The 26220-nt window shown below is 29.8% G+C and carries 20 protein-coding genes; all 20 read left to right on the top strand.

What is annotated here, in order from left to right; translation table 11 throughout:
* Window positions 1-2 precede the first annotated feature (2 nt).
* Window positions 3-1124 (top strand): anti-sigma factor domain-containing protein, encoded by a 1122-nt coding sequence (locus CDLVIII_RS17590; protein WP_009170808.1) that lies wholly within the window; start codon window positions 3-5, stop codon window positions 1122-1124.
* A 217-nt stretch (window positions 1125-1341) separates the two neighbouring features.
* Complete coding sequence (locus CDLVIII_RS17585; protein WP_009170807.1) at window positions 1342-3123, top strand: bifunctional homocysteine S-methyltransferase/methylenetetrahydrofolate reductase; 1782 nt, start codon at window positions 1342-1344, stop codon at window positions 3121-3123.
* A 29-nt stretch (window positions 3124-3152) separates the two neighbouring features.
* The gene (locus CDLVIII_RS17580) at window positions 3153-3704 is read left to right on the top strand and encodes a histidine phosphatase family protein (protein ID WP_009170806.1); all 552 of its coding nucleotides are present in this window, start codon (window positions 3153-3155) and stop codon (window positions 3702-3704) included.
* Window positions 3705-3874: 170 nt separating this feature from the next.
* Window positions 3875-5116 carry an NAD(P)-dependent oxidoreductase gene (locus CDLVIII_RS17575; protein ID WP_009170805.1) on the top strand — a complete coding sequence of 414 codons (1242 nt, stop codon included), beginning with the start codon at window positions 3875-3877 and terminating at the stop codon, window positions 5114-5116.
* A gap of 143 nt (window positions 5117-5259) precedes the next feature.
* Window positions 5260-6258 (top strand): LacI family DNA-binding transcriptional regulator, encoded by a 999-nt coding sequence (locus CDLVIII_RS17570; RefSeq protein ID WP_035301836.1) that lies wholly within the window; start codon window positions 5260-5262, stop codon window positions 6256-6258.
* A gap of 312 nt (window positions 6259-6570) precedes the next feature.
* Window positions 6571-8019 carry a tagaturonate reductase gene (locus tag CDLVIII_RS17565; RefSeq protein ID WP_009170803.1) on the top strand — a complete coding sequence of 483 codons (1449 nt, stop codon included), beginning with the start codon at window positions 6571-6573 and terminating at the stop codon, window positions 8017-8019.
* 145 nt (window positions 8020-8164) lie between these two features.
* A complete protein-coding gene (locus CDLVIII_RS17560) occupies window positions 8165-8587 on the top strand; it encodes an HIT family protein (protein WP_009170802.1) in 423 nt (140 codons plus the stop codon).
* A 54-nt stretch (window positions 8588-8641) separates the two neighbouring features.
* Complete coding sequence (locus CDLVIII_RS17555) at window positions 8642-10048, top strand: glycoside-pentoside-hexuronide (GPH):cation symporter (protein WP_009170801.1); 1407 nt, start codon at window positions 8642-8644, stop codon at window positions 10046-10048.
* Between the two features lie 251 nt (window positions 10049-10299).
* Window positions 10300-11700, top strand: coding sequence for a glucuronate isomerase (uxaC, locus tag CDLVIII_RS17550; RefSeq protein WP_009170800.1), 1401 nt, complete (start codon window positions 10300-10302; stop codon window positions 11698-11700).
* A 152-nt stretch (window positions 11701-11852) separates the two neighbouring features.
* The gene (locus CDLVIII_RS17545) at window positions 11853-13301 is read left to right on the top strand and encodes a tagaturonate reductase (protein ID WP_009170799.1); all 1449 of its coding nucleotides are present in this window, start codon (window positions 11853-11855) and stop codon (window positions 13299-13301) included.
* Between the two features lie 33 nt (window positions 13302-13334).
* Window positions 13335-13757, top strand: coding sequence for an HIT family protein (locus tag CDLVIII_RS17540; RefSeq protein WP_009170798.1), 423 nt, complete (start codon window positions 13335-13337; stop codon window positions 13755-13757).
* Between the two features lie 61 nt (window positions 13758-13818).
* On the top strand, window positions 13819-15231 hold the full coding sequence (locus CDLVIII_RS17535; RefSeq protein WP_009170797.1) for a glycoside-pentoside-hexuronide (GPH):cation symporter: 1413 nt from the start codon (window positions 13819-13821) through the stop codon (window positions 15229-15231).
* A 527-nt stretch (window positions 15232-15758) separates the two neighbouring features.
* Window positions 15759-16406 carry a bifunctional 4-hydroxy-2-oxoglutarate aldolase/2-dehydro-3-deoxy-phosphogluconate aldolase gene (locus CDLVIII_RS17530; protein WP_009170796.1) on the top strand — a complete coding sequence of 216 codons (648 nt, stop codon included), beginning with the start codon at window positions 15759-15761 and terminating at the stop codon, window positions 16404-16406.
* Window position 16407: 1 nt separating this feature from the next.
* The gene (locus CDLVIII_RS17525; RefSeq protein WP_009170795.1) at window positions 16408-17358 is read left to right on the top strand and encodes a sugar kinase; all 951 of its coding nucleotides are present in this window, start codon (window positions 16408-16410) and stop codon (window positions 17356-17358) included.
* Between the two features lie 345 nt (window positions 17359-17703).
* Window positions 17704-19152 (top strand): tagaturonate reductase, encoded by a 1449-nt coding sequence (locus CDLVIII_RS17520; RefSeq protein ID WP_009170794.1) that lies wholly within the window; start codon window positions 17704-17706, stop codon window positions 19150-19152.
* Between the two features lie 129 nt (window positions 19153-19281).
* Complete coding sequence (locus CDLVIII_RS17515; protein WP_009170793.1) at window positions 19282-20769, top strand: altronate dehydratase family protein; 1488 nt, start codon at window positions 19282-19284, stop codon at window positions 20767-20769.
* Window positions 20770-21119: 350 nt separating this feature from the next.
* On the top strand, window positions 21120-21968 hold the full coding sequence (locus CDLVIII_RS17510) for a pyridoxamine kinase (RefSeq protein WP_009170792.1): 849 nt from the start codon (window positions 21120-21122) through the stop codon (window positions 21966-21968).
* 145 nt (window positions 21969-22113) lie between these two features.
* The gene (locus CDLVIII_RS17505; protein ID WP_009170791.1) at window positions 22114-22869 is read left to right on the top strand and encodes a DeoR/GlpR family DNA-binding transcription regulator; all 756 of its coding nucleotides are present in this window, start codon (window positions 22114-22116) and stop codon (window positions 22867-22869) included.
* The gene (gene pfkB, locus CDLVIII_RS17500) at window positions 22862-23764 is read left to right on the top strand and encodes a 1-phosphofructokinase (RefSeq protein WP_009170790.1); all 903 of its coding nucleotides are present in this window, start codon (window positions 22862-22864) and stop codon (window positions 23762-23764) included. The genes CDLVIII_RS17505 and pfkB overlap by 8 nt, the downstream gene beginning before the upstream one ends.
* Before the next feature lie 242 nt (window positions 23765-24006).
* Window positions 24007-25932: a PTS fructose transporter subunit IIABC gene (locus CDLVIII_RS17495; RefSeq protein WP_009170789.1), complete on the top strand. Its 1926-nt coding sequence runs from the start codon at window positions 24007-24009 to the stop codon at window positions 25930-25932.
* Window positions 25933-26220 lie beyond the last annotated feature (288 nt).

Here is a 26220-nt window from a genome sequence, read left to right as displayed (position 1 = left end):
AAATGAATAAGGGAATAATAATGGAGGTAAAGAAAAATTATGCTATTGCTTTAAATGACCATGGTGTAATGGACAAAATAATTTTTAAAGAAAACATGAAAATCGGACAAAAAATATTTTATTTCGAGGACGATATTATAAATAGTACTAGTAATAGGCATAGATATAATAATTTTATAAAAACATTAGGATCAATTGCAGCAGTATTTTTAATTGTATTCACCTTCTTTCATACGATGAAACCCCAGGAAGCATATGCAGTTGTTAGCTTGGATATTAATCCTAGTATACAAATTGAAGCGGATAACAAGCTTAACATCATTAAGGTAGAGGGCGTTAATGATGATGGAAAAAATATTAATTTCAGCGATATTAAGAATATTTCTCTTGAGAGTGGAATGCAAAAAATAAAGGATAAACTTGAAGAACAGAATTATTTGAAAACTAATAAAGATGTACTAGTTGGTTATGCTTTTGTTAATAATGAAGACAATAGTAAATATGAAGATGATCTTATAGGTACAATTGATTCAACTTTCGATGAACAGGATGTAGTCTATGTTAAAGGTGATAAAGAAGCAGTTGATGAAGCAAAAACAAAAAACATAAGTTTAGGCAGATATGAGGCGGCTCTTAAAGTTGAAGATCAAGGTATAAAGAACAATATTGATAAAGCACCAGTTAAGGAAATTACTGCAAGTATACGAGATAACGCTGAAGATCAACAATGGAATTCAGAAGATCAAAAAAATAATACTCAAGATCCAAATGTTAATCCAGAAGTCAATAGTGACAAGCAAGTGATAGAAAGACCAAATTTAGATGCAGCTTCTGATAATACGGAATCAAATGTAGACTCTGTAAAAGGAGATAAGGATAATACTATTAAACCTGAAAAAAATAATACTATTATAGAAGTACAGCCAGATGCTCCAGTACAAAATGGTTCAAACAGCAATACTGGAAATAGTAGTAGCGGTAACACAGGTAGTTCAACAACGCCACCAAAAGATAATAGTATTGATGTGCTGCCAAACAATGGAACAACCCCCAATAGTACTACTTCAGGTAAAAACGAAAATGCATCAGGTCAAGTGATAACACAAGATCAATCAAAAAAATAGCGAATTTTAAGGATTTAAATACTAAAATGAATGTGTTTTATAGTCCTTAGAAAAAATAGGTTTATCAAAATGATAAACCTATTTTTTATACCAATATATAAAGTTCTATCTGTATATCCCATTAAACTAAGTTGTTTTAGATAAAATTGAGGACGAGAAAAGATTTTTATAGTATACTTACTTTAGTATTATTAATGAAAAATTGGGGAGATTAGAAATGATAAAAGATTATTTGCAAAATAATATATTAATATTTGATGGAGCCATGGGGACATATTATTCGGAGCTAACAGGGAATGATATTTCTTACTGTGAATTTGCTAATTTAGATGATGGAGATACAATAAAAAAAATACATAAAGAATATATTAATGCTGGGGCAAAATTAATAAGAACAAACACTTTTTCGGCTAATACACATGATCTTGGAGTATCATATGAAACGTTGAAAAATATAATTAAATGTGGAATAGATATAGCAAAGGAGGTTACTCGAAACACTTCGGTTTTTATAGGAGCAAGTATTGGTCCTATAAAAGAAGATAATATAGATGAATCTCAAGAGGATATACTAAAGGAATATAAATATATAGTAGATTGCTTTTTAGATAATAATATAAATATTTTTGTATTTGAAACTTTTAGTAATTATAATTATTTAAAAGAAATATCTGAATACATAAAAGGAAAGGATTCTAAGAGTTTTATATTAACGCAATTTGCAGTAAAACCAGATGGCTTCACAAGGGATGGAATTAGCGCTAGTAAACTAATTAAGAAAGTTAAAGAAATTAAAACGATTGATTCATATGGATTCAATTGTGGATCTGGACCTACTCATGTGGCTGAATTTATAAGAACAATAGATATAGAAAATGATATTGTTTCAGCTATTCCAAATGCTGGATATCCGGAAATAATTCATGAGAGAACTGTATATCCTAATAATCCAGTATACTTTGCTAATAAAGTTAATGCAATGACGACGCTTGGAGTATCTATAATAGGTGGATGTTGCGGAACAAATCCAAATTATATTAAGGAATTAGTCTCATTAATTAAAAATAATTCAAATGAAATTAATTCGTATAGCAAGAAAGAAGAAATAAAAGAATATAAAGAAAAAACAGAAAATGCATTCAAAAATAAACTTGATAAAAATGAATTTACAATTGCAATAGAATTATCAGCTCCTATTAACACTGATATATCCAAGCTTATGGCAGGAGCTAAAATATGTAAAGAAAATAACATTGATTTAGTAACAATTCCAGATTCGCCAATGTCAAAGGTAAGAGCTGATCCGACGATTATAGCATCTAAAATAAAGAGAGAAATAGGAATTGAGGTTATGCCGCATATATGCTGCAGAGATAGGAATACAAACGCTATAAGGTCTAGTTTAATAGGTTCACATATTGAAAATATAAGGAATATACTAGCAATTACAGGAGATCCTATATCTGATGCAAATAAGATTGAAACTAAAAGTGTGTTCAACTTAAATTCATTTAGACTCATGAAGCTAATAAATGATATGAATGAAGATTTATTCAAAGAAGATAACATTTATATAGGCGGCGCATTGAATTTAAATGTGTTAAATAAAGATGTTGAATTTAACCGCATGTTAAAAAAAATAGATAATGGAGCAAAGTTCTTTTTAACACAGCCTATATATGAAGATGATGCTATTGAATTTCTAAGTAAAATAAAGGCAAAAACTAATGTGAAAATTTTAGCTGGACTTCTTCCAATTGTGAGTTATAGGAATGCAGTGTTTTTAAATAATGAACTTCCAGGAGTTAAAATTCCTGAAAGATATATGAAGATGTTCTCAGAAAACATGAGTAAGGAAGAAGCACAAGAAATTGGTGTTAAAATTGCTGTAGAGATTGGAAATAAACTAAAGGGAGTTTCGGATGGACTGTATTTCATAACTCCGTTTAATAGAGTAAATATGTTAATTGATATAGTAAAACAGCTTCAATTAAGTTAATAATATATTTTACGACAAGAGGGATTTTTATGAGAATAGGTCTTATAAGACATTTTAAAGTTAATTACCATAAAAAGTTTTTTATGACCTCAAAAGAATTCAAAGAATGGGAAGAAAATTATAATAAAAGTGATGTTATAAAAAATGACGTAGAGCTCATGGGGATAAAATGGGATAAATGTTATTCTAGTACTCTTATAAGAGCATTGGTTACAGCACAGCACGTCTATAAAGAAGATATAGTTACAAATGATTTGATTCGAGAAACTATAATTGATCCTGTATTTAAATGTAATTTAAAACTACCTTATTGGTTTTGGGCGGTTAGCGGAAGAATTGCTTGGTACTTCAATCATAAATCACAAGAAGAAAATAGAACAATAACAAGAAAAAAGGCTAGGCAATTTGTTGATTTATTACAAGAAGAGGCAATAAAAGAGGGATCAGAGAATATTCTGGTTGTTACACATGGCTTCTTCATGTATAGTCTTCAAAAAGAACTAAAAAAAAGAGGGTTTTCAGGGAAGTTAATATATAGCCCTAAAAATGGAATATTATATTTATACAAGAAATTTAATTAAATTGTATCTTTTTATATTTTCTATGTCTAAAACTAAATTAATATGAAAAAATATGCTATCATTTTATTGGAAAAGGATAGCATATTTTATTATAAGTAGTTGAAATAAAGGATAATTTAAGTTACTATATACTATACTGAGTATAAAAAATAAAAAGGAGATTTTTATATATGGAAAATAAGAAATTTTTAGTAGATGAAGCAAATAGATGTTTATTGTGTAAAAATCCAAGATGTACAGCAAACTGCCCCATTAATACACCTATACCTGAAATTATAAGTCTTTATAAAGAAGGAAAAGTTAAAGAGGCTGGGGAAATATTATTTAATAATAATCCTCTTTCAGTAGTCTGTTCATTAGTATGTCCTCATGAAGACCAATGTAAAGGGAATTGTGTAAGAGGAATTAAAGGAGAACCAATAAGCTTTCATGACATAGAGGATGAGATATCAAAAAAATACATAGAAGAGACACATTTTGAAAATCCTGAGAAAGATAAAGATAGAATTGCTATAATAGGTGGCGGTCCAGCTGGAATAACTATTGCATTTATTTTAGCAAGAAAAGGATATGATATTACTATATTTGATGCTCATGGTCAGATTGGTGGAGTACTTAGATACGGTATACCAGAATATAGATTACCTAAAAAATTAATAGATACAATAGAAGAAAGACTTGTTGAACTTGGTGTAAAAATTAGACCTAATACACTTATTGGTCCGGTTATTACATTAGATAGATTATTTGAAGATGGATATAAGGCTGCATTTATTGGAACTGGAGTATGGAATCCTAAAACATTGGATATTAAGGGAGAAACTCTTGGTAATGTACATTATGCTATAGATTATTTAAAATCACCAGAATTCTATAGATTAGGAGATAATGTAGCTATAATAGGAGCTGGAAATGTTGCTATGGATGCGGCTAGAAGTGCTAAAAGATATGGAGCTAAAAATGTGACTATACTTTATAGGAAAGGCTTTGAGGAAATGCCTGCGACAAAGCAGGAAATAAGAGAAGCTAAGGAAGATGGTATTAAGTTTGAACTACTTAGAGCTCCGATTGAAATAAAAGAAAATGGAATAAAATTGGCTGTTACAGAAAATGTGACTGATTCAGAAGGAAAAGTTAAAACAAAAATAATAGAAGGGAAAGAAGAATTTTTTGATTGTGATTCAGTAATTATTGCAGTAAGTCAAAATCCTAGAGCAAATATAGTATCTAATACAACAGAACTAGATACTAACAAATGGGGATTGCTAATTACTGATGATAAAGGAAATACAACTAAAAAAGGAACATTTGCTTCTGGAGATGTAGTTACTGGAGCAAAAACAGTAGTAGAAGCAGTAGTTCAAGCAAAAATAGTAGCAGAGACTATTGAGGAATATTGCAAAAATAATTAGAATTAATGCTTGATATATTATTAAAAAATAATTCAAATTAGAAAAATAATTAATATTAATTAAAGAGAAATTAAATATTTTTATATATCTGAGTTATTATGGTAAAATATACTTATACAATTATGACAGGGGAGTATAGAGAGATGAGTGTAACGATAAAAGATATAGCCAAAATAGCAAATGTTTCACATACAACAGTATCCCGAGCGCTTAATAACAGTCCATATATAAATGAGGATACTAAAATTAAAATTAAGACTTTGGCAAAGGAATTGAATTATGTGCCAAATTACAATGCGAAGAGTCTGGTTTTATTAAAATCATATGTTATAGGTGTTTTCTTTTCATCAATAGGAAATGGTACGTCTGATACATTCTTCCATGAAATTGTTAAAGGTATCAGTAAAGTAATGGATAAAGAATATAATCTAGTTATTAGAGGAATTGACGATTATGCTAATTCATATCCAATTGATAATAAAAACTTTGATGGAATAATAGTAGTAAGCCAAAGAAAAGATGATGATAAATTTATTGAAAATATTATTGAAAAAGGTATACCTACTGTAGTTATAAACAGATACATAGAAAATAATCAATTGGTAAACATTATGTCTAATGATACGAAAGGATCATATGATGCAGTTACTTATTTTATAGAAAATAATCACCAAAAAATTGCTTTAATCGAAGGAAATAAGGAATTTGAATCTAGTGAGTACAGACGAAAAGGATATATAAAAGCACTAGAGGATCATAATATTCCAATTAAAGATGAATATATTATGAGTGGTAGATATGATATGAAAAGCGGGTATATAAATATGACAAAGCTGCTAGAGTTAAAAGATAGACCGACTGCGGTATTTTGTTCTAATGATGATATTGCAGTGGGGGCTATGAAAGCTATAGATGAAGAAGGATTAAGTGTTCCTAATGATATATCTATTATAGGATTTGATGATAGTAACTTTTGTAACTATGTTACTCCAACATTGTCAAGTGTAAAAAAGGATTCATTAACAATGAGTGAATATGGTGGCATAAACTTATTAAATTTAATAAACAATAAAGAAGCAAATAAGACTAAGGTATATATTGAATCTAAACTTATTATAAGGAATTCGGTTAAGAAATTATAAAAAAGTTATTACAATAATTAGCTAATAAAATGGCTAATTATTGTAAACTTTGGTTAAACGTTAACAAAAGGTATTGCATTATTAAGTCATAAAGGCTATAATATAAATTGCAAATGTATGATTTATGTATTTTTGTTCACGTTAACATATTTTGATAATATTTTTGTTAACGTGAACAAGAATTTCTATATTATTATTTAGTTTTTATTTATATTAATTAAGAAATCAAATAATCACTTGATAATAGAAGGATTAAATATTATTAAGTGGGTTTTGATAATATATTAAAAATTAAGTTTGGAGGAGAAAGGAATGAAGCTAAATAAATCATTATTCAAAGAGTTTAAGACTTATCCAGAAAAAGTTTTACAATTTGGAGAAGGGAATTTTCTAAGAGCCTTTGTTGATTGGCAAATAGACAAGATGAACGATGAAGCAGATTTTAATGGTAGTGTGGTAGTAGTCCAACCATTAGAAGCTGGATTGATTGACAAATTAAATGATCAAGATGGTTTATACACATTATATCTTCAAGGAATGAAAAATGGTAAAGCATCGAAAACTCATAAGGTAATTAACAGTATAAGCAGAGGTATTAACCCATATTCAAACTATGATGAATATTTAAAGGTTGGAGAAAATCCAGAATTAAGATTTATAGTATCAAATACTACAGAAGCAGGAATAGCTTTTGAAGAAAACGATAAACTTAAAGGTGGATGCCAAAAAAGCTATCCAGGTAAATTAACAGCTCTTTTATACAATAGATTTAAAGCTTTTAATGGGGCTAGTGATAAAGGTTTAATAATAATACCATGTGAGCTTATTGATAGAAATGGTGAAAAATTAAAAGAAATAGTATTAAAATATGCTGAAATTTGGAGCTTAGGACAAGACTTCGCTAATTGGATAAATGAAGCTAACACATTCTGCTGCAGCTTAGTAGATAGAATTGTACCAGGATATCCAAGAGATACAATAGATGAAGTAAGAGCAGAATTAGGATATGATGATAACCTAGTTGATGTAGGAGAAGTATTCCACTTATGGGTAATTGAAGGACCACAATCAATAAAAAATGAATTACCAATAGAAAAAGCAGGATTAAATATCAAAGTTGTTGATGACATGACACCTTATAGAACTAGAAAAGTAAGAATATTAAATGGGCCTCATACAGCAATGGTACCAGTAGCATATCTTTATGGATTAAATACAGTAGGAGAATCAGTAGATCACGAAGTAATAGGAAAATATGTACATGAAGTAATTTATGATGAAATAATTCCAACATTAGATTTACCTCATGAAGAATTAGTAGAATTTGCAGATGCAATAATTGAAAGATTCCAAAATCCATATGTAAAACATTACTTAATGAGTATTGCTTTAAATTCAATGTCTAAATATAAAACAAGAGATTTACCAAGTTTAACAGAATACCTAAAGAGAAAAGGAGAACTTCCTAAGAAACTAGTATTCTCTCTTGCAGCTTTAATTGAATTCTATAAAGGAAAAAGAGGAACAGAAGATATTAATCTTTCAGATGATGAAGATATCTTAGAATTATACAAGAATGTATGGAGAAATTATGATGGAAGTACTGAAGGATTAAAGAAAGTTGTTACAACAGTACTTGGATACGAAAAGAACTGGGGAAGCGATTTAAATGAAATAGCAGGTTTAACAAACAAGGTTACTGAATACTTAGCAATAATTGAAAAAGCAGGTATGAAGGAAGCTGTTAAAGAAGTACTATAAAACTAATATAAATATTGGAAAATATAAATACTATTTAGTATTTATATTTGGAGGATTTTTATAAGATTGTTTGTTAAAAAACAATCAATGTAAAAGTTATGATGATTGTTTTTTTATTATAAATTATTATTAAGGAGGAAGAAAAATGAGTTTTGATCAGAGTTGTTTTTATTGTTCTAAAAATCAAGATCTTGACAATTTAATGATTAAGATTTGTGATTTAGAGGTATCGACAGTATACTTATTCAAAGAACAAACGTATAGAGGAAGATGTAATGTAGTTTTTAAAGAACATAAAAGTGAAATTACAGATTTAACTGAAGAAGAGGCAGCGTTATTCATAAATGATGCACGAAAGGTTGCAAAAGCAATTCATAAGGCTTTTAATCCGGACAAGGTTAATTATGGAGCATTTGCAGATACTATGAAGCATTTGCATCTTCATATAGTACCTAAATATGAAGGTGGCCCATCCTGGGGAAAAACTTTTGAGATGAATCCACAGAAAGTTATGTTAACTGATGCGGAATATAGCGATTTAATAGCTAAGATAAAAAATAATTTATAAAATTTGATTTATATTAAGAAATAATCAAATTGAAATAACTATGGAGGAATAATAATGGAACAATTGAAAAAAAATGCTGAAGTACGGAATACGGATGCAGGTAATGTTAAACTAAGTTTAAGAGAAAAAATATCTTATGGATTTGGTGATTTTGGTAATGGCTTTATGTTCGATTTAGGCCAATCATATCTTACAAAATTTTTTGTTGATACATGTGGAATAAGTGCGGGAGCAGTTGCTGGAATATTCTCGATTACAAAAATATTCGATGCATTCATGGATCCTCTAGCTGGTTCAATAATAGATGGTAGAAAAGCTGGTAAAAGCGGTAAGTTTAGACCAGTAATGATGATTTCTAGTATAATTCTAGCTATACTTACAGTTGTTACTTTTACAATGGCGGAGATTCCGATGTCAGCTAAAATTATATATGGATATGCAACATATATGGCATGGGGACTTGTATATTCATTCACTAACGTTCCTTATGGATCATTAGCATCAGTAATGACAAGAGATATAGATGAAAGAAGCCAATTAGCTACATTTAGGCAAGCAGGATCATTAGGAGCACAATTGATTGTTGGTGTGGCATTTGTACCAATACTTATGATGTTTCCTAATAAAAAAATCGGTTATCCAGTTGCAGCTGCAATAATGGCAGTTATTGGAGTTGTATCATTTTTCATTTGCTTCAGTAATACTAAAGAACATGTTGTAGTTAATAGAGAAGGAAAATCGGAAAAAGCTACTGCTAAAGATTATTTCAAAGTTGTATTTACCAATAGACCACTTTTATGTTTAATCATAATGCAATTATTCACAATTTCAGCAATGAATACAAATAATCAAATGATGATTTTCTTTGCTCAGTATAACTTAGGTGATATTACTCTTCAACCAAAAGTTAATGGTATAATGATTGGATGTTCAGTAATTGGTATATTCTCTATTCCATTTTTAGTAAGTAAATTTGGTAAAAAGAAAACAGCTATGATAGGTTTCGTAATTGGAATTATAGCTAATGGATTAAACTTTATAATACCAACAAATCCTACAACATTTACAATACTTGTTACAATTGGATATGTAGGATTAGCAATTCCAAATGGAGTTACTTGGGCGTTCGTAACAGATGCTATCGATTATGGTCATTGGCATACTGGAATAAGAAAAGAAGGGGTAACATATGCTGCCTTTAATTTCTCAAGAAAAATTGCTCAATCTATAGCTGCACTAGTAAGTGCTGGTGTGTTAGGAATGACAGGATATGTTGCAAATGCTGAGCAAAGTGCAGAAACATTACTTGGAATCAAGGGTGCAATGACATTATATCCAGCAGTTGCATTAGTTATAGCTGCTATTGTAGTTGGCTTATTACACAACTTGCCAGATGATAAATATAGAAGAGTAGCACAAGATTTACAAGAAGGCAAATGGGAAAATGGTATTCTTGAATAGTAATCATATTTAAACACTTTGGAATTGGTAATATAAGTGTTAGAGATAGATTTCAGAATACAATAAATAGAGTTTTAGTGTAAAATCTTACAAAAAAAACGAAGAAGAAGAAAAAATATGTTAACGTTAACTAAAAAAGTGTTGCGTTCTAAATAAAATCATAATATAATAATATTAAAGTACTGTTCACGTTAACAATTGAATGATATTTAAATTGTTTACGTGAACATAATAAGGAGAGGAATTTAACTATGAAAAAATTTATGGATGAGAATTTTTTATTAAGTAATGGCGCTGCAGAAAAGCTATATCATGATTATTCAGAAAAGATGCCAATCATTGATTATCACTGCCATATCAATCCAAAAGAAATTTTAGATAATAAAAAATTTGAAAATATAACTCAAGTATGGCTTTATGGTGATCATTATAAATGGAGACAAATGAGAACCTTTGGAATAGATGAAAAGTACATTACAGGAGATGGAAGCGATTACGAAAAGTTCTTAGCTTGGGCGAAAACAATCTCATACGCAATCGGAAATCCACTTTATCATTGGACACACTTAGAACTTAAAAGATTCTTTGGTATAGATGAAGTTTTAAATGAAAAAACTGCACCAGATATCTGGGAAAAGGTAAATAAGATGTTAAATGGGGATGGATTCAGAGTAAGAGATCTTATTAAAAAGTCAAATGTTAAAATGCTTTGTACAACAGATGATCCAATAGATTCATTAGAATATCATTTGGCAATTAAGGAAGATAAGAGCTTTGACGTGAAAGTATTACCAGCATTTAGACCTGATAAGGCATTAGGAATCAATAAAGAAACATTTAAAGAGTGGTTTAATAAATTAGAAGAAGTTGTAGGAACAAAAATTACAAACTTTGATGAATATTTAGCAGCTTTAAAGAAGAGAGTAGAATTCTTCCATGAAGTTGGATGCAGAGTTTCTGATAATGCATTAGATTTTGTTCCAGTAGGAAATGCTTCAATAGAAGAAGTAAGAGAAATATTTGCAAATGTATTAAAAAATGGTCAAGTGCCTTTTGAGGATGAAAATAAACTTAGAGCATATGTATTAAAATTCTTCGGAAAATTATATCATGATTTGGGATGGACAATGCAATTGCATATGAACTGTGTTAGAGACAATAACTCAACAATGTTCAAAAAACTTGGACCTGATACAGGATTTGACGCACTAAATGATACAGAGGTTGCAATTCCATTATCAAGATTATTAGATTCATTAAATGTTGAAAAAGCATTACCAAAGACAATAATATATAGTTTAAATCCAAATGATAATTCAACTATAGGAACATTAATAGGATGTTTCCAAGGAGATGGAATTAAAGGTAAAATGCAATTTGGATCAGCATGGTGGTTCAACGATCATAAAATAGGTATGGAAGATCAACTTAGAACTTTAGCTAACTTAGGAATGTTAAGTACATTTGTTGGAATGTTAACAGATTCAAGAAGTTTCTTATCATATACAAGACATGAATACTTCAGAAGAATCCTTTGTAATGTAATCGGACAATGGGTTGAAAATGGAGAATTACCAGATGATATTGAACATTTAGGACAAATTGTAGCAGACATAAGTTACAATAATGCTGAAAAATACTTTAATATGTAGTAAGTTTACTAAGTAAAATAGAACTATCAAAGCTATTTAGTAACTTAGATACTAATTTGTTAATATGCTTTGATAGTTTTATCTTAAAATGCATTAATCTAATTTTAGTCGTAGAAAAATATGTATTAATAGACACTCAGGGGGATTTACTAATGAGGTTAAACAGGGAAATATATAAAAATTTCAAAACTTATCCTGAAAAAGTATTGCAATTTGGGGAGGGGAATTTTTTAAGAGCTTTTGTGGACTGGCAGATAGATAAGATGAATGATGAAGCTGGTTTTAATGGAAGTGTAGTAGTAGTTCAGCCAAGAGAACATGGGAAGATTCATAAGTTAATTGAACAAGATTGCTTATATACTGTATACCTTCAAGGTATTCAAAATGGGAAAGCTTTAAAAAAGCATAAAGTAGTAAATTCCATAAGTAGAGGAATTAATCCTTATAAGGATTATGATGAATACCTAAAAGTTGGTGAGAATCCAGAACTGAAATTTGTAGTATCAAATACTACTGAAGCAGGAATTGCCTTTGATGAAACCGATAAACTTGAAGGCGGATGTCAAAAAAGCTTTCCAGGTAAATTAGCAGCATTTTTATATCATAGATTTAAAGTATTTGATGGTGACAACTGTAAAGGTTTAATAATAATACCATGTGAACTAATAGATAGAAATGGTGAAAAGCTTAAAGAAATAGTATTGAAATACGCTGAAATTTGGAATTTAGAAAAAGAATTTGTTAATTGGATTAATAATTCAAATACATTTTGTTGCAGTCTAGTGGATAGAATAGTACCAGGATATCCAATGGATACAATAGATGAGATAACAAAAGAATTAGGATATGAAGACAAATTAGTTGATGTTGGTGAAATGTATCATTCGTGGATAATTGAAGGACCGCAATTTTTAAAGGATGAACTACCTTTTGAGAAAGCTGGGCTTAATATAAAACTAGTAAATGATATGACACCATATAGAAAAAGTAAAGTAAGAATACTAAATGGTCCTCATACAGCAATGGTACCTGTATCATATCTTTATGGCTTAGATACAGTAGGAGAATCAGTGGATCATGAAATAATAGGAAAATATATAAAAGGTTTAATTTATGAAGAAATAGTAGAAACATTAGATTTGCCGCATGATGAATTAGTAGAGTTTGCGGACGCAATAATTGAAAGATTTCAAAATCCATATGTAAAACATTATTTAATGAGTATATCATTAAATTCAATGTCAAAATTTAAAACTAGAAATTTACCAAGCTTAACTGAATATTTAGATAGAAAAGAGAGGCTTCCTAAAAAATTAGTATTTTCTCTTGCTGCACTAATTGCATTTTATAAGGGAAAAAGAGAAGAAGAAGATATTGAACTTTCAGATGATGAAGAAGTATTAGAATTATATAAAAATTTATGGACTAATTATGATGGAACAAGTGAAGGAATAAGAAATATTACCACTTCAATCTTGGGATACGAAAAGAATTGGGGAAGTGATTTAAACCAGATATATGGTTTAAATGATGAAGTGACTAAATACTTAGAGGCTATTGAAAAATTAGGAATTAAAGAAGCTATTAAAATGGCTCTTTAATATAAATATATTACTATAAAGGAGGGGAAAATAATGAGCTTTGATTCAAATTGTTTTTACTGTTCAAAAAACAGTGATCTTGATGCACTAATGATAAAAATTTGTGATTTAGAAGTATCAACAGTATACTTATTCAAGGAACAAACTTATAAAGGAAGATGTAATGTAGTTTTTAAAGAACATAAAAGTGAAATTACAGACTTAACTGAAGATGAAGCAGCATTGTTCATAAATGATGCACGTAAGGTTGCAAAAGCGATTCATAAAGCTTTTAAGCCGGATAAAGTTAATTATGGAGCTTTTGCTGATACAATGAAACATCTACATCTTCATATAGTACCAAAATATGAAGGTGGTCCATCTTGGGGGAAAACTTTTGAGATGAATCCACAAAAAGTACTGTTAAGTGATGAGGAATATCAAAAATTAATTAATAAAATAAAAGATAACCTATAGAATTTTACAATTTAATAAGATATGATAAATAAAATTTAAATATACGGAGGATGTATATAATATGGAAAATTCGCTTAATAACAACGAATTAAACAATGCAAAAACTGATAATAAAAATGTTAAATTAAGTTTAAGAGAAAAAATATCATATGGATTTGGAGATTTTGGTAATGGTTTTATGTTCGACTTAGGGCAATCATACCTTACAAAATTCTTTATTGATACATGTGGAATAAGTGCGGGAGCAGTTGGAGGTATATTTGCATTTACAAAGATATTTGATGCATTTATGGATCCATTAGCTGGCTCATTAATAGATGGTAGAAAAGCTAGTAAGAGTGGTAAGTTTAGACCAGTAATGATGATTTCAAGTATAATACTTGCATTACTTACAGTTATCACATTTACTATGCCTGAAATACCACTTTCATCTAAAATTATATATGGTTATGCAACATATATGATTTGGGGACTTGTATACTCATTTACTAATGTACCTTATGGATCATTGGCATCGGTTATGACAAGGGATGTAGAAGAAAGAAGTCAATTAGCTACATTTAGACAGGCGGGTTCATTAGGAGCACAATTAATAACAGGTGTAGCTTTCGTACCTATTCTTATGATGTTTAGTGATAAAAGAGTTGGTTATCCAATTGCAGCTGCTGTTATGGCTGTTATAGGAATTATTTCATTCTTTATCTGTTTCATAAATACAAAAGAACACGTTGTAGTTAACAGGGAAGGTAAATCAGAAAAGGCTTCTGCTAAAGACTATTTTAAAGTTGTATTCACAAATAGACCGCTATTATGTTTAATTCTTATGCAATTATTTACAATCTCAGCAATGAATACAAATAATGGAATGATGATTTTCTTCTGTCAATATAACTTGGGAGATATTGCACTTCAACCAAAAGTTAATGGTATTATGATTGGATGTTCTGTAATTGGTATATTTGCTATTCCATTCTTAGTAAAAATGTTCGGTAAAAAGAAAACTGCGATTACAGGATTAGTAATTGGAATTATCGCTAATGGATTAAACTTTATAATACCAACAAATCCAACTACTTTCACAATTTTAGTTACTATTGGATATGTAGCATTAGCTATTCCAAATGGAGTTACTTGGGCATTTGTTACAGATGCTATAGATTACGGTCACTGGCATACAGGAATAAGAAAAGAAGGTGTAACATACGCTGCATTTAACTTCTCAAGAAAAATTGCTCAATCTATCGCTGCTCTTGTTAGTGCAAGTGTATTAGGAATGACTGGATATGTTGCAAATGCTCAGCAAAGTGCTGAAACATTACTTGGAATCAAAGGCGCAATGACATTATATCCAGCTATAGCATTAGCATTAGCTGCTATTGTAGTAGGTGTGTTACATAACTTACCAGATGATAAATATAGAAAAGTAGCACAAGATTTACAAGAAGGCAGATGGGAAAACGGTAATCTTGAATAGTAATTATATTAAATAGAAATTAATCTTAGAACAATATAAATAATATGGCATCGTTACTTTGTTTACAAAGGTAATGGTGCCTTTAATAATAATTTATTAAAGAAAAAACAAACGTTAACAAAAGTATTGCATTATTTAAAAAAACATATTATAATATATATGGTCAGCAGATTGTCGTGAAAAAAGTTGTTCACGTTAACAATGGCTTGACTCATTATTGTTCACGTAAACATAAGAACAATGATTTGATGATTATAATATTTTGATATGTAAATAAGTTGTTATAAATTAACTTATTTAATATATAAAACACAGTTCTCAAGCAAAATTAAAAACAACCAAACGTATACTAAGGTAATGTTGAATTTCTTCAAACACATATTTTTCATACTATAAATTATTAACATTTTAAGTTAACCATTTTGAGAACTGTGTATTTAAATAAAATACTTTTAATTAATATGAATTAGAAATTAATAATTGCTTAACATATATATTAAATTATAAATAGAATTTGAGGTGCTAAAATGAGAAGAGAAGAAGTATTAAGAAATATAAAAGAAGCTGGAGTTGTAGCAGTAGTTAGAGGTGACTCTAAAGAAGAAGCTTTAAAAATTGTGGATGCAGTTTCAAAAGGTGGAATAAAGGTTATGGAACTTACAATGACAGTTCCAAATCCAATAGATGTAATTAAAGAAGTAGCTGAGAAATACAAAGGAACAAATGTGATAGTTGGAGCTGGAACAGTTTTAGATACTGAAACAGCAAGAGCATGCATTTTAGCTGGAGCACAATTTATTGTAAGTCCAAGTTTAGATATAGATACATTAAAGCTTTGTAATAGATATAAAGTATTAGTTATGCCTGGTGTAATGACTGTAAAAGATGCGATTACTGCTATGGAATATGGTGTTGATGTGGTTAAAGTATTCCCAGCTAATCTGTATGGACCATCAGTCATTAAATCGTTTAAAGGACCTCTTCCTCAAGGAGATTTCATGCCAACAGGTGGAGTAACAGTAGCTAATTTACATGAATGGGTTGAAGCAGGTGCTGCAGTAGTTGGAACAGGTGGAGATTTAACTAAGGGTGCTAAAACAGGAGATTATGATTTAGTTGAAAAAACAGCTAAAGAATTTGTTGATGCTTATAGAAAGGCTAAGGAGAAAAAATAGTATGGATGTTGTAACTTTTGGCGAATCAATGGTGGTATTTAGTCCTAATAATAATGGGCCATTAAGACATGTGCATACTTTTAATAAATCACTTGGTGGAGCAGAATCGAATTTTGCTTCTGCTGTGGCTAAATTAAATCACAGTGTAGGCTGGTTTTCAAGAGTTTCAGATGATGAGTTTGGACGATTTGTCATTAGTGCCATCAAAGCTGAAGGGGTAGATACATCAAGAGTAATATTTGATAAAGGAAACCCAACGGGTCTGCTTTTTAAAGAGCGTTATCAAAGAAGTAATCCTAATGTTTATTACTATAGAAAGAATTCTGCAGCAAGCAATCTTTCAGAAGAAGACATTGATGAAGAATATATAAAACAAGCAAAAATACTGCATTTAACAGGAATAACTCCAGCATTGTCAGAAAGCTGCAGAAAGGCAGTATATAAAGCGATTGAAATTGCAAAAGCAAATAATGTATTAGTATCTTTTGATCCAAATATAAGATTAAAATTATGGACTATTGATGAAGCTAGAAAAATTTTAGTAGATATATTAAGTAAAGCTGATATTGTAATGCCTGGTTTAGATGAGGGAGAGCTTCTTTTAGGATTAACTGATAAGGATGAAATATGTGATTACTTCCTAGGAAAAGAAGCTAAAATTGTAGTAGTTAAGTTAGGTGCAGAAGGTTGTTACATTAAGGATAAAAAAGAAGGAGTTAAAGTATCTGGATATAATGTTTCAGATTTAATCCAAGATACGGCTGGAGCAGGCGATGGCTTTGCAGCAGGATTTATATCTGGATACTTAGATAATTTATCGTTAAAAGAAATTGGTGAATATGCTAATGGCGTTGGCGCAATGGCGACTTTAGTACAAGGAGATATGGAAGGATATCCATATTATGAGCAGCTGTTAGAGTTTATAGGTAAGAAACAGGGAATCGAAAGATAATATATTAATATAAATCTTATAACTAACTAGAATAGAAGAAAGGTGTGATAACTAGAAAGAAAATAAATTTAATAATTGGTAATTATATGAGAATAGTTAAGAATGATTCATTAAATATAGATTATAGATTAAGTTAAGTATATCCTATCTCTAAGTATAAATTAACGAAGTAGATAAATTATATTTTAGTTTTATTTTTAACTATTCTAGAAATTACTTTTGTCAGAAAATTCAATAAATAATTGACAATGTACAATATCTAATGAAGAAATATTTTGCATTGTGAATTGTCTATTGAAATTAAAATTAACTTTACATGAACATTATAAGTTTGGAGGAGAAACAATGAAATTAAGTAAGGAAACATACAAAGAATTTAAAACTTATCCTGAGAAGGTATTACAATTTGGAGAAGGTAACTTTCTAAGAGCCTTTGTTGATTGGCAAATAGATAAAATGAACGATGAAGCAGATTTTAATGGTAGTGTGGTTGTTGTTCAACCTTTAGAAAATGGTTTAGTTGATATGTTAAATGACCAAGACGGGTTATATACACTTTATCTTCAAGGAATGCAAAATGGTAAAGCATCAAAAACTCATAAGGTAATTAACAGTATAAGCAGAGGTATTAACCCATATTCAAACTATGATGAATATTTAAAGGTTGGAGAAAATCCAGAATTAAGATTTATAGTATCAAATACTACAGAAGCAGGAATAGCTTTTGAAGAAAACGATAAACTTGAAGGTGGATGCCAAAAAAGCTATCCAGGTAAGTTAACAGCTCTTTTATATAATAGATTTAAAGCTTTTAATGGGGCTAATGATAAAGGTTTAATAATAATACCATGTGAACTTATCGATAGAAACGGTGAGAAGCTAAGAGAAATAGTATTAAAATATGTTGAAGTTTGGAGTTTAGGACAAGACTTCGCTAATTGGATAAATGAAGCTAACACATTCTGCTGCAGCTTGGTAGATAGAATTGTACCAGGATATCCAAGAGATACAATAGATGAAGTAAGAGCAGAATTAGGATATGATGATAATCTAGTTGATGTGGGTGAAGTATTCCACTTATGGGTAATTGAAGGACCACAATCAATAAAAAATGAATTACCAATAGAAAAAGCAGGATTAAATATCAAAGTTGTTGATGATATGACACCTTATAGAACTAGAAAAGTAAGAATATTAAATGGGCCACATACAGCAATGGTACCAGTAGCATATCTTTATGGATTAGATACAGTGGGAGAATCAGTAGATCACGAAGTAATCGGAAAATACGTACATGAAGTAATCTACGATGAAATAATTCCAACACTAGATTTACCTCATGAAGAATTAGTAGAATTTGCAGATGCAATAATTGAAAGATTCCAAAATCCATATGTAAAACACTACTTAATGAGTATTGCATTAAATTCAATGTCTAAATATAAAACAAGAGATTTACCAAGTTTAACAGAATATTTAAAGAGAAAAGGAGAACTTCCTAAGAAATTAGTATTCTCGCTTGCAGCTTTAATTGAATTCTATAAAGGAAAAAGAGGAACAGAAGATATTAACCTTTCAGATGATGAAGATATCCTAGAATTATACAAAAACGTATGGGCAAATTATGATGGAAGCACTGAAGGCCTAAAGAAAGTTGTTACAACAGTACTTGCATACGAAAAGAACTGGGGAAGTGATTTAAATAAAATAGCAGGTTTAACAGACAAGGTTACTGAATACCTAGCAATAATTGAAAAAGCAGGTATGAAAGAAGCTGTTAAAGAAGTTCTTTAATATTCCAAACTAATAATTAAACTTTAAGTTAATTTTCTATGCAATTTTGAGTTTACTTTAAAATTGCATAGAAACTATAATAAGTTTATTGTTAATTATAACAATTATGAATGGAAGTAGGGAATAGATATGAAAGAGTTTATAAAAATCAATGAAAAAGATAATGTAGTCGTTGCACTTACAGACTTAGATAAGGGTAAAACTATAGAAGTAGACAATAAGAAAGTTGAAATAAAAGAAGACGTTAAAAGAGGACATAAAATTGCGATAGTTGATATTAGAGCTGATGAAAATGTAATTAAGTATGGATATCCAATAGGTCATGCATTAAAGAATATTGGAGCTGGTGACTGGGTTCACACTCATAACATAAAAACAAATTTAAATGGAATAAAAGAATATACTTTTGAGCAGGATTTAGTGGAAATTCCAGCATCAGATAAAAAACTTACTTTTCAAGGTTATGAAAGAGAAAATGGAAATGTAGGAATCAGAAATGAACTTTGGGTTGTACCAACTGTTGGCTGTGTAAATGGTATTGGTGAAAGAATACTTGAAAAATTCAAGCAAGAAGTAAATCCTGTAGGTATTGATGGACTTGAAGTTTTTAAGCATAATTATGGATGTTCTCAACTTGGAGATGATCACGTTAATACAAGAACTATGCTTGGAAATTTAGCTAAACATCCAAATGCAGGAGGAGTATTAGTTCTTGGACTTGGTTGTGAAAATAATACCATGAAAGATTTTATTGAGTCTCTAGGAGATTATGATAAGAATAGAATTAAATTTTTAGTAGCTCAAGAAGTTTCTGATGAAATCGAAGAGGGATCTAAAATCTTAAAAGATCTTTATGAAAATATGAAGAATGATAAAAGAGTAGCTATTCCTTTATCAAAATTAAAAGTTGGTTTAAAATGTGGCGGTTCAGATGGTTTATCAGGAATAACTGCAAATCCGCTTGTAGGTAGTTTTTCAGACTTCTTAGTATCTCAAGGAGGAACTACAATTCTTACTGAAGTTCCTGAAATGTTTGGCGCAGAAACAATTTTAATGAATAGAGCTAAGAATGGCGAAGTTTTTGATAAAACTGTACATTTAATAAACGATTTTAAAGAATATTTTATGTCTTATAATCAACCTATATATGAAAATCCATCTCCAGGAAATAAAGCTGGTGGTATAACAACACTAGAAGATAAATCTCTTGGATGTACTCAAAAATCTGGTAATGCTACAGTTGTAGATGTACTTAAATATGGAGAAACACTAAAAGTAAATGGATTGAATTTATTAAGTGGACCAGGTAATGACTTAGTTGCAGCATCTGCACTTGCAGCAGCAGGGTGTCATGTTGTATTATTTACAACAGGAAGAGGAACTCCATTTGGAACTTTTGTTCCAACTATAAAAATAGCTACTAATTCACCTTTATTTAAATTAAAACCACATTGGATGGATTTTAATGCTGGATGTTTAGTAGAAGATAAAAACTTAAATGATGTAACTGAAGAATTATTAAACTACATAATTGAAGTTGCTGGTGGAAAACTAGTAAATAATGAAATTAATAAGTTTAAAGAAATCTCAATCTTAAAGCAAGGTGTGACATTATAGTATAATATATTGCAATTGCCAATGTACAAAGTACAATTGACAGTTAGAGTTAAAATCCTTACAGATTAATATTGCAATATATATTATAAAAGTTTTATAAAATAAATAAAAAGCAAGTAGAGCTAAAAAACTCTGCTTGCTTTTTATTTTAATTGAAATAAATATTAGTGATTATTCAAATGAAAATTATTTCTAAAAAATATAACTGTCTTTGGAATTATTTGATTGATTAAAGCAATAAGTTTATAATATTTTAGTAAGTAAAATGTATTTTAATAAATTTTATGAACTTATTTGAATGAATATGATTGATTTGAGCAAAAAAGCTAGATTATACAAGGAGGATATATATGAAGAAGCCAATAAAAAGAGTGGCAGCAATACATGATATGTGTGGTATTGGAAAAGCTGCTTTAACTAATATAATTCCTGTTTTATCTACGTTAGGAGTAGAAGTCTGTCCTATACCGACCATGATACTAACAACACATACAGGCGGTTTTGGAGTACCAGCTATAGTAAAATTAGAAGAGTATATTGGTAAAGCCTTCAAGCATTATAGTGAGATAAATATGAATTTTCAAGGAATATTTATTGGTTATTTAGGCAGTATTGATAATGCAGATGAAACACTGAGCTTGCTAAAATCTATGAGAGAGGAAGATAATTCATTAATTATATTTGATCCGATTTTTGCAGACAACGGAAAATATTATAGTAATTTTAAGAATGACTATTCTGAAAAGCTAAAGGATTTAATAAAGTATTCAAAGATAATCACTCCTAATTTTACAGAAGCTTGTTTCTTATCAGGAGAAGAGATAATAAAGGATACTGTAAGTGAAGAAGAAGTGCTAATGATTTCTAGAAAGTTACATAAGTTAGGCTGTGAAAATATCGTTATTACCAGTGTTCCTGTAAAGGATAAGAATAAAATCGGGACTTCTATTTATAATGGAAAAGATGATTCAATTAAAGTATTAATTCGAGATAGATTTGAAAAATCTTATCCTGGAACAGGCGACATATTTGCGGCTGTACTGATTGGCATGATACTAAAGGGGATAGATTTAGGGAAGGCTGCAAAAAAATCATGCGAATTTGTAGAGAGATGTATAGAGGAAAGTAGTAAGTATGATTATCCAACTAAAGAAGGAGTTCTACTAGAAATGGTTTTAAAGGAATTATATGATTTATAATAATCAAAACAAACAATAAATATCCAAAAAAAATCACAAAATGTTATGTAGAACAATAAAAGTGAAATATTTTGATTTATTTTGAAAGAAAATGATTGATTTTTAAAAAGAGATGAGTTATTATGATTATAGAGGAGCGATGACAATGTTTACAGAGGAAAGGTTTAATATCATTCTTCAAGAATTAAAAATAAAAGGAATAGTATCCGTAACAGATTTAGTTAAATTGCTGGATGCATCAGAATCTACAATTAGAAGAGATTTGAATGCTCTTGATGGAGAAGGTCTTTTGAAAAAAATTCATGGTGGTGCAATAGCAATTGGAGAAAGTACATCTAAGCATGACTATAAGGTTAATATAAGACAATCTTTAAATGTAGATGAAAAATATGAAATAGCGAAATACGCTGCTTCTCTAATCGAAGAAGGTGATATGATTTATTTAGATGCAGGTACAACTACAGAGTTGATTATTGATTTTATTGAAGCTAGTGACTTAACAGTTGTAACAAATGGAATTGTTCATGCCAAAAAACTTTTAGAAAGAGGATATAAAACTTTCATTGTAGGTGGAGAAGTGAAGGCTCTCACCGAAGCAATTGTTGGAAGTAGTGTAGTTGAAGATTTGAAGAAATATAATTTCTCAAAAGGTTTCTTTGGCGTAAATGGTGTAAGTAACTTAAGTGGGTATACAACACCAGATGTAAATGAAGCGATGGTTAAAGCTCAAGCAATGAAATTGTGCAAGGAATCATTTGTTTTAGCAGATGAATCTAAATTGGAAAAGGTTAGTTTTATAACTTTTGGAGCAATAAAAGACTCAATACTTATTACAACTAAAATAAGTGACAATAGCATTAATTATGATACTAAAGTAATAGAGGTGATGAAGATTGATTAACACAATAACTCTTAATCCTTCTTTAGATTACATTGTTAAGGTCGATTCATTTAAGGTTGATTTTTTAAATAGAACTGAAGAAGAAAAGATTTATGCAGGCGGCAAAGGGATAAATGTATCTATAGTTCTTAAAAATCTAGGAATTGAAAATACAGCCCTTGGATATATTGCAGGATTTACTGGTGATGAGATATTAAGAAAAATTAAAAGTCATGGTGTAAATTGTGATTTTATAAAATTAAGAAATGGTTTTTCTAGAATTAACGTAAAACTCAAAAGTGATGGTGAAACAGAAATAAATGGTTCTGGGCCACAAATTACTAAGCAGGATTTAGAAGCATTATATGATAAGCTTTCAAATTTAGGTAAAGGTGATTATTTAATATTATCAGGAAGTATACCTAATAGTGTTCCAGATGATATTTATGAAGACATCATGAGTAGTTTATTAGATAAAGAAGTCGAATTTATAGTTGATGCAACTAAGGATTTATTGTTAAATGTATTGAAATATAAGCCATTTTTAATTAAACCAAACCATCATGAGCTTGCTGAGATGTTTAATGTGGAATTAAAAAATGATGAAGATATAATCAAATACGGTAAGAAGCTTCAAGAGATGGGAGCAAAAAATGTTCTTATATCAATGGCAGGAGATGGAGCAATTCTCTTACCTGAAAATGGTGAACCTATGAAGAAAGCTGTGCCAAAGGGAAAATTAAAAAATTCAGTTGGAGCAGGAGATTCAATGGTAGCAGGTTTCCTATGTGGATATTTAAAAAATAAAGATATTTACGAAGCTTTTAAAATGGGAATTGCAACAGGAAGTGCAAGTGCATTTTCAGAAGAACTTGCAACAAAAGACGAGGTATATTCCTTATTAAAACAAATATAAAATCTTTATGCTTATATGATTTTTAATTTAATATATGTTGTAATAACGATTCTAATATTTATTTAAACAGTACTAATTGATAAATTATAAAATTAAATGTGAACTTGATTACTACATATATTAATTTCAATCATATATTATACTTAATTTCATTTAGCATAGATATATGATTATTACTGAAAAAATTGTTAATGGCTGATTTTATATCAAATTATATTTATATTACCAAAGGAGGACTAATAATGAGAATCATAGACTTATTACAAAAACAAGGAATAGATTTAGATTTTAATCCTAGTACAAAAGAGCAATGTATTAATGAATTAGTTGATTTAATGGATAAAACAGGGAATTTAAACAACAAGGAAGAATATAAAAAAGCTATACTAGCAAGAGAAGAATTGAGTACAACAGGTATCGGTGATGGAATTGCTATTCCACATGGAAAAACAAAAGCTGTAAAGAAAGCAGCACTTGCTGCAGCAATCTGTAAAAAAGGCATCGATTATGATTCTTTAGACGGCCAGCCTGCAAACCTTTTCTTTATGATTGCAGTACCAGATAATAATGATAATTTACACTTAGAAGTTTTAGCAAGGCTGTCTACCATATTAATGGATGAAGCATTTAGAAATAATTTAATAAATTGTCCAAATAAAGATGAATTCCTTAAATTAATAGATAAAAAGGAAATGGAGAAGTTCCCGAATGAAGTGAAAGGAGAGAATAATATGAGTAGCAATGGGTACAGAGTTTTAGCAGTAACTGCTTGTCCGACAGGAATCGCACATACTTACATGGCTGCAGAGAGCTTAGAAACTAAGGCAAAAGAATTAGGCGTTTCTATAAAAGTTGAGACAAATGGTTCTGGAGGAGCTAAAAACGTTTTAACTAAAGAAGAAATTGCAAATGCAGAATGCATAATTATTGCAGCAGATAAAAATGTTGAAATGGCTAGATTTAATGGTAAGAAAGTCATTAATACTACAGTTGCCAATGGAATCCATAAAGCCAAAGATTTAATACAAGAAGCAACCAGTGGAAATGCGCCAGTATATCATCATGATGGAAAAGGTGATGAAGGAAACATGGATATTGGAAATGAATCTGTAGGGCGTCAAATTTACAAACATCTTATGAATGGTGTATCACATATGTTACCATTCGTTATAGGCGGAGGTATACTTATAGCACTTGCATTCCTTTTTGACACATGGAATCCTGCAAATCCTGGTGCCTTTGGTACAGGTACACCACTTGCAGCTGTACTAAAGAATATTGGGGGAACTGCATTTGGATTTATGCTACCTGTTCTAGCTGGATTTATAGCAATGAGTATTGCAGATAGACCAGGTCTTGCTGTAGGTTTTGTTGGTGGAGCTTTAGCAAATGCAGGAGTTACTTTTGCCAGTGCATTTGATCCAAAGGTACCAGCTGTCAGCTCAGGTTTCTTAGGTGCATTACTTGCAGGTTTCATTGCAGGATATTTAGTTATTGGTTTAAAGAAATTATTTGCAAATTTACCTCGTAGCTTAGAAGGTATAAAACCAGTATTGTTATATCCATTACTTGGAATATTCTTAGTTGGTGTAATAATTCTATTCATCAACCCAGTTATGGGAGTTATAAATACAGCAATTAGTAATGGACTTAATTCAATGAACGGAACAAGTAAGATTCTTTTAGGAATTGTATTAGGCGGAATGATGTCTGTTGATATGGGAGGCCCAGTTAATAAAGCAGCTTATCTTTTTGGTACAGCATCTCTTGCTAGTGGAAACTTTGATATAATGGCCGCTGTTATGGCTGGCGGTATGGTTCCACCACTTGCAATTGCATTATGTACTACATTCTTTAGAAGCAAGTTTACTGAAAAAGATAGACAGGCTGGACTTGTAAACTATATAATGGGACTTTCGTTTATTTCTGAAGGAGCAATACCTTTTGCTGCAGCAGATCCAATAAGAGTATTACCATCTTGTATAATTGGTTCAGCAGTTGCAGGTGCACTTTCAATGGCATTTGGATGTGCATTAAGAGCACCTCATGGTGGAATATTTGTTATTGCAATTGTAACTAATCCAATAGCTTATCTTGGAGCTATACTTGCTGGAGCTGTAGTTGGGGCAATAATATTAGGTTTCTTAAAGAAATCAGTACAAGAATAATTTTTGAAGATTAATCAATAATAAAAATAGCTATCCTTGAATGATAAAATTATTTAAGGATAGTTATTTTATTTTGAAGCTTAATATTCTTTTTAATTTCAGATAATGAATTAAAAAGAAGCCTGTTAGTAATTTGGTTGTTAATTACAGGCTTCTTTTTAATGAAAGATTTTTGCGTAAAGCTAGTATATATGGGATATACAAATGTCTATAATAATAAAGATATTGCTTTCACTTATTTTAAAAATATTATTAAGATAAAGGCAAAGTATATAAAAGTTCTTACTC

The organism is Clostridium sp. DL-VIII, assembly GCF_000230835.1.
Classification (GTDB): Bacteria; Bacillota; Clostridia; order Clostridiales; family Clostridiaceae; genus Clostridium.
Note: the sequence above shows the minus strand (reverse complement) of the source record. Positions and strands in the feature narration are given on the sequence as shown.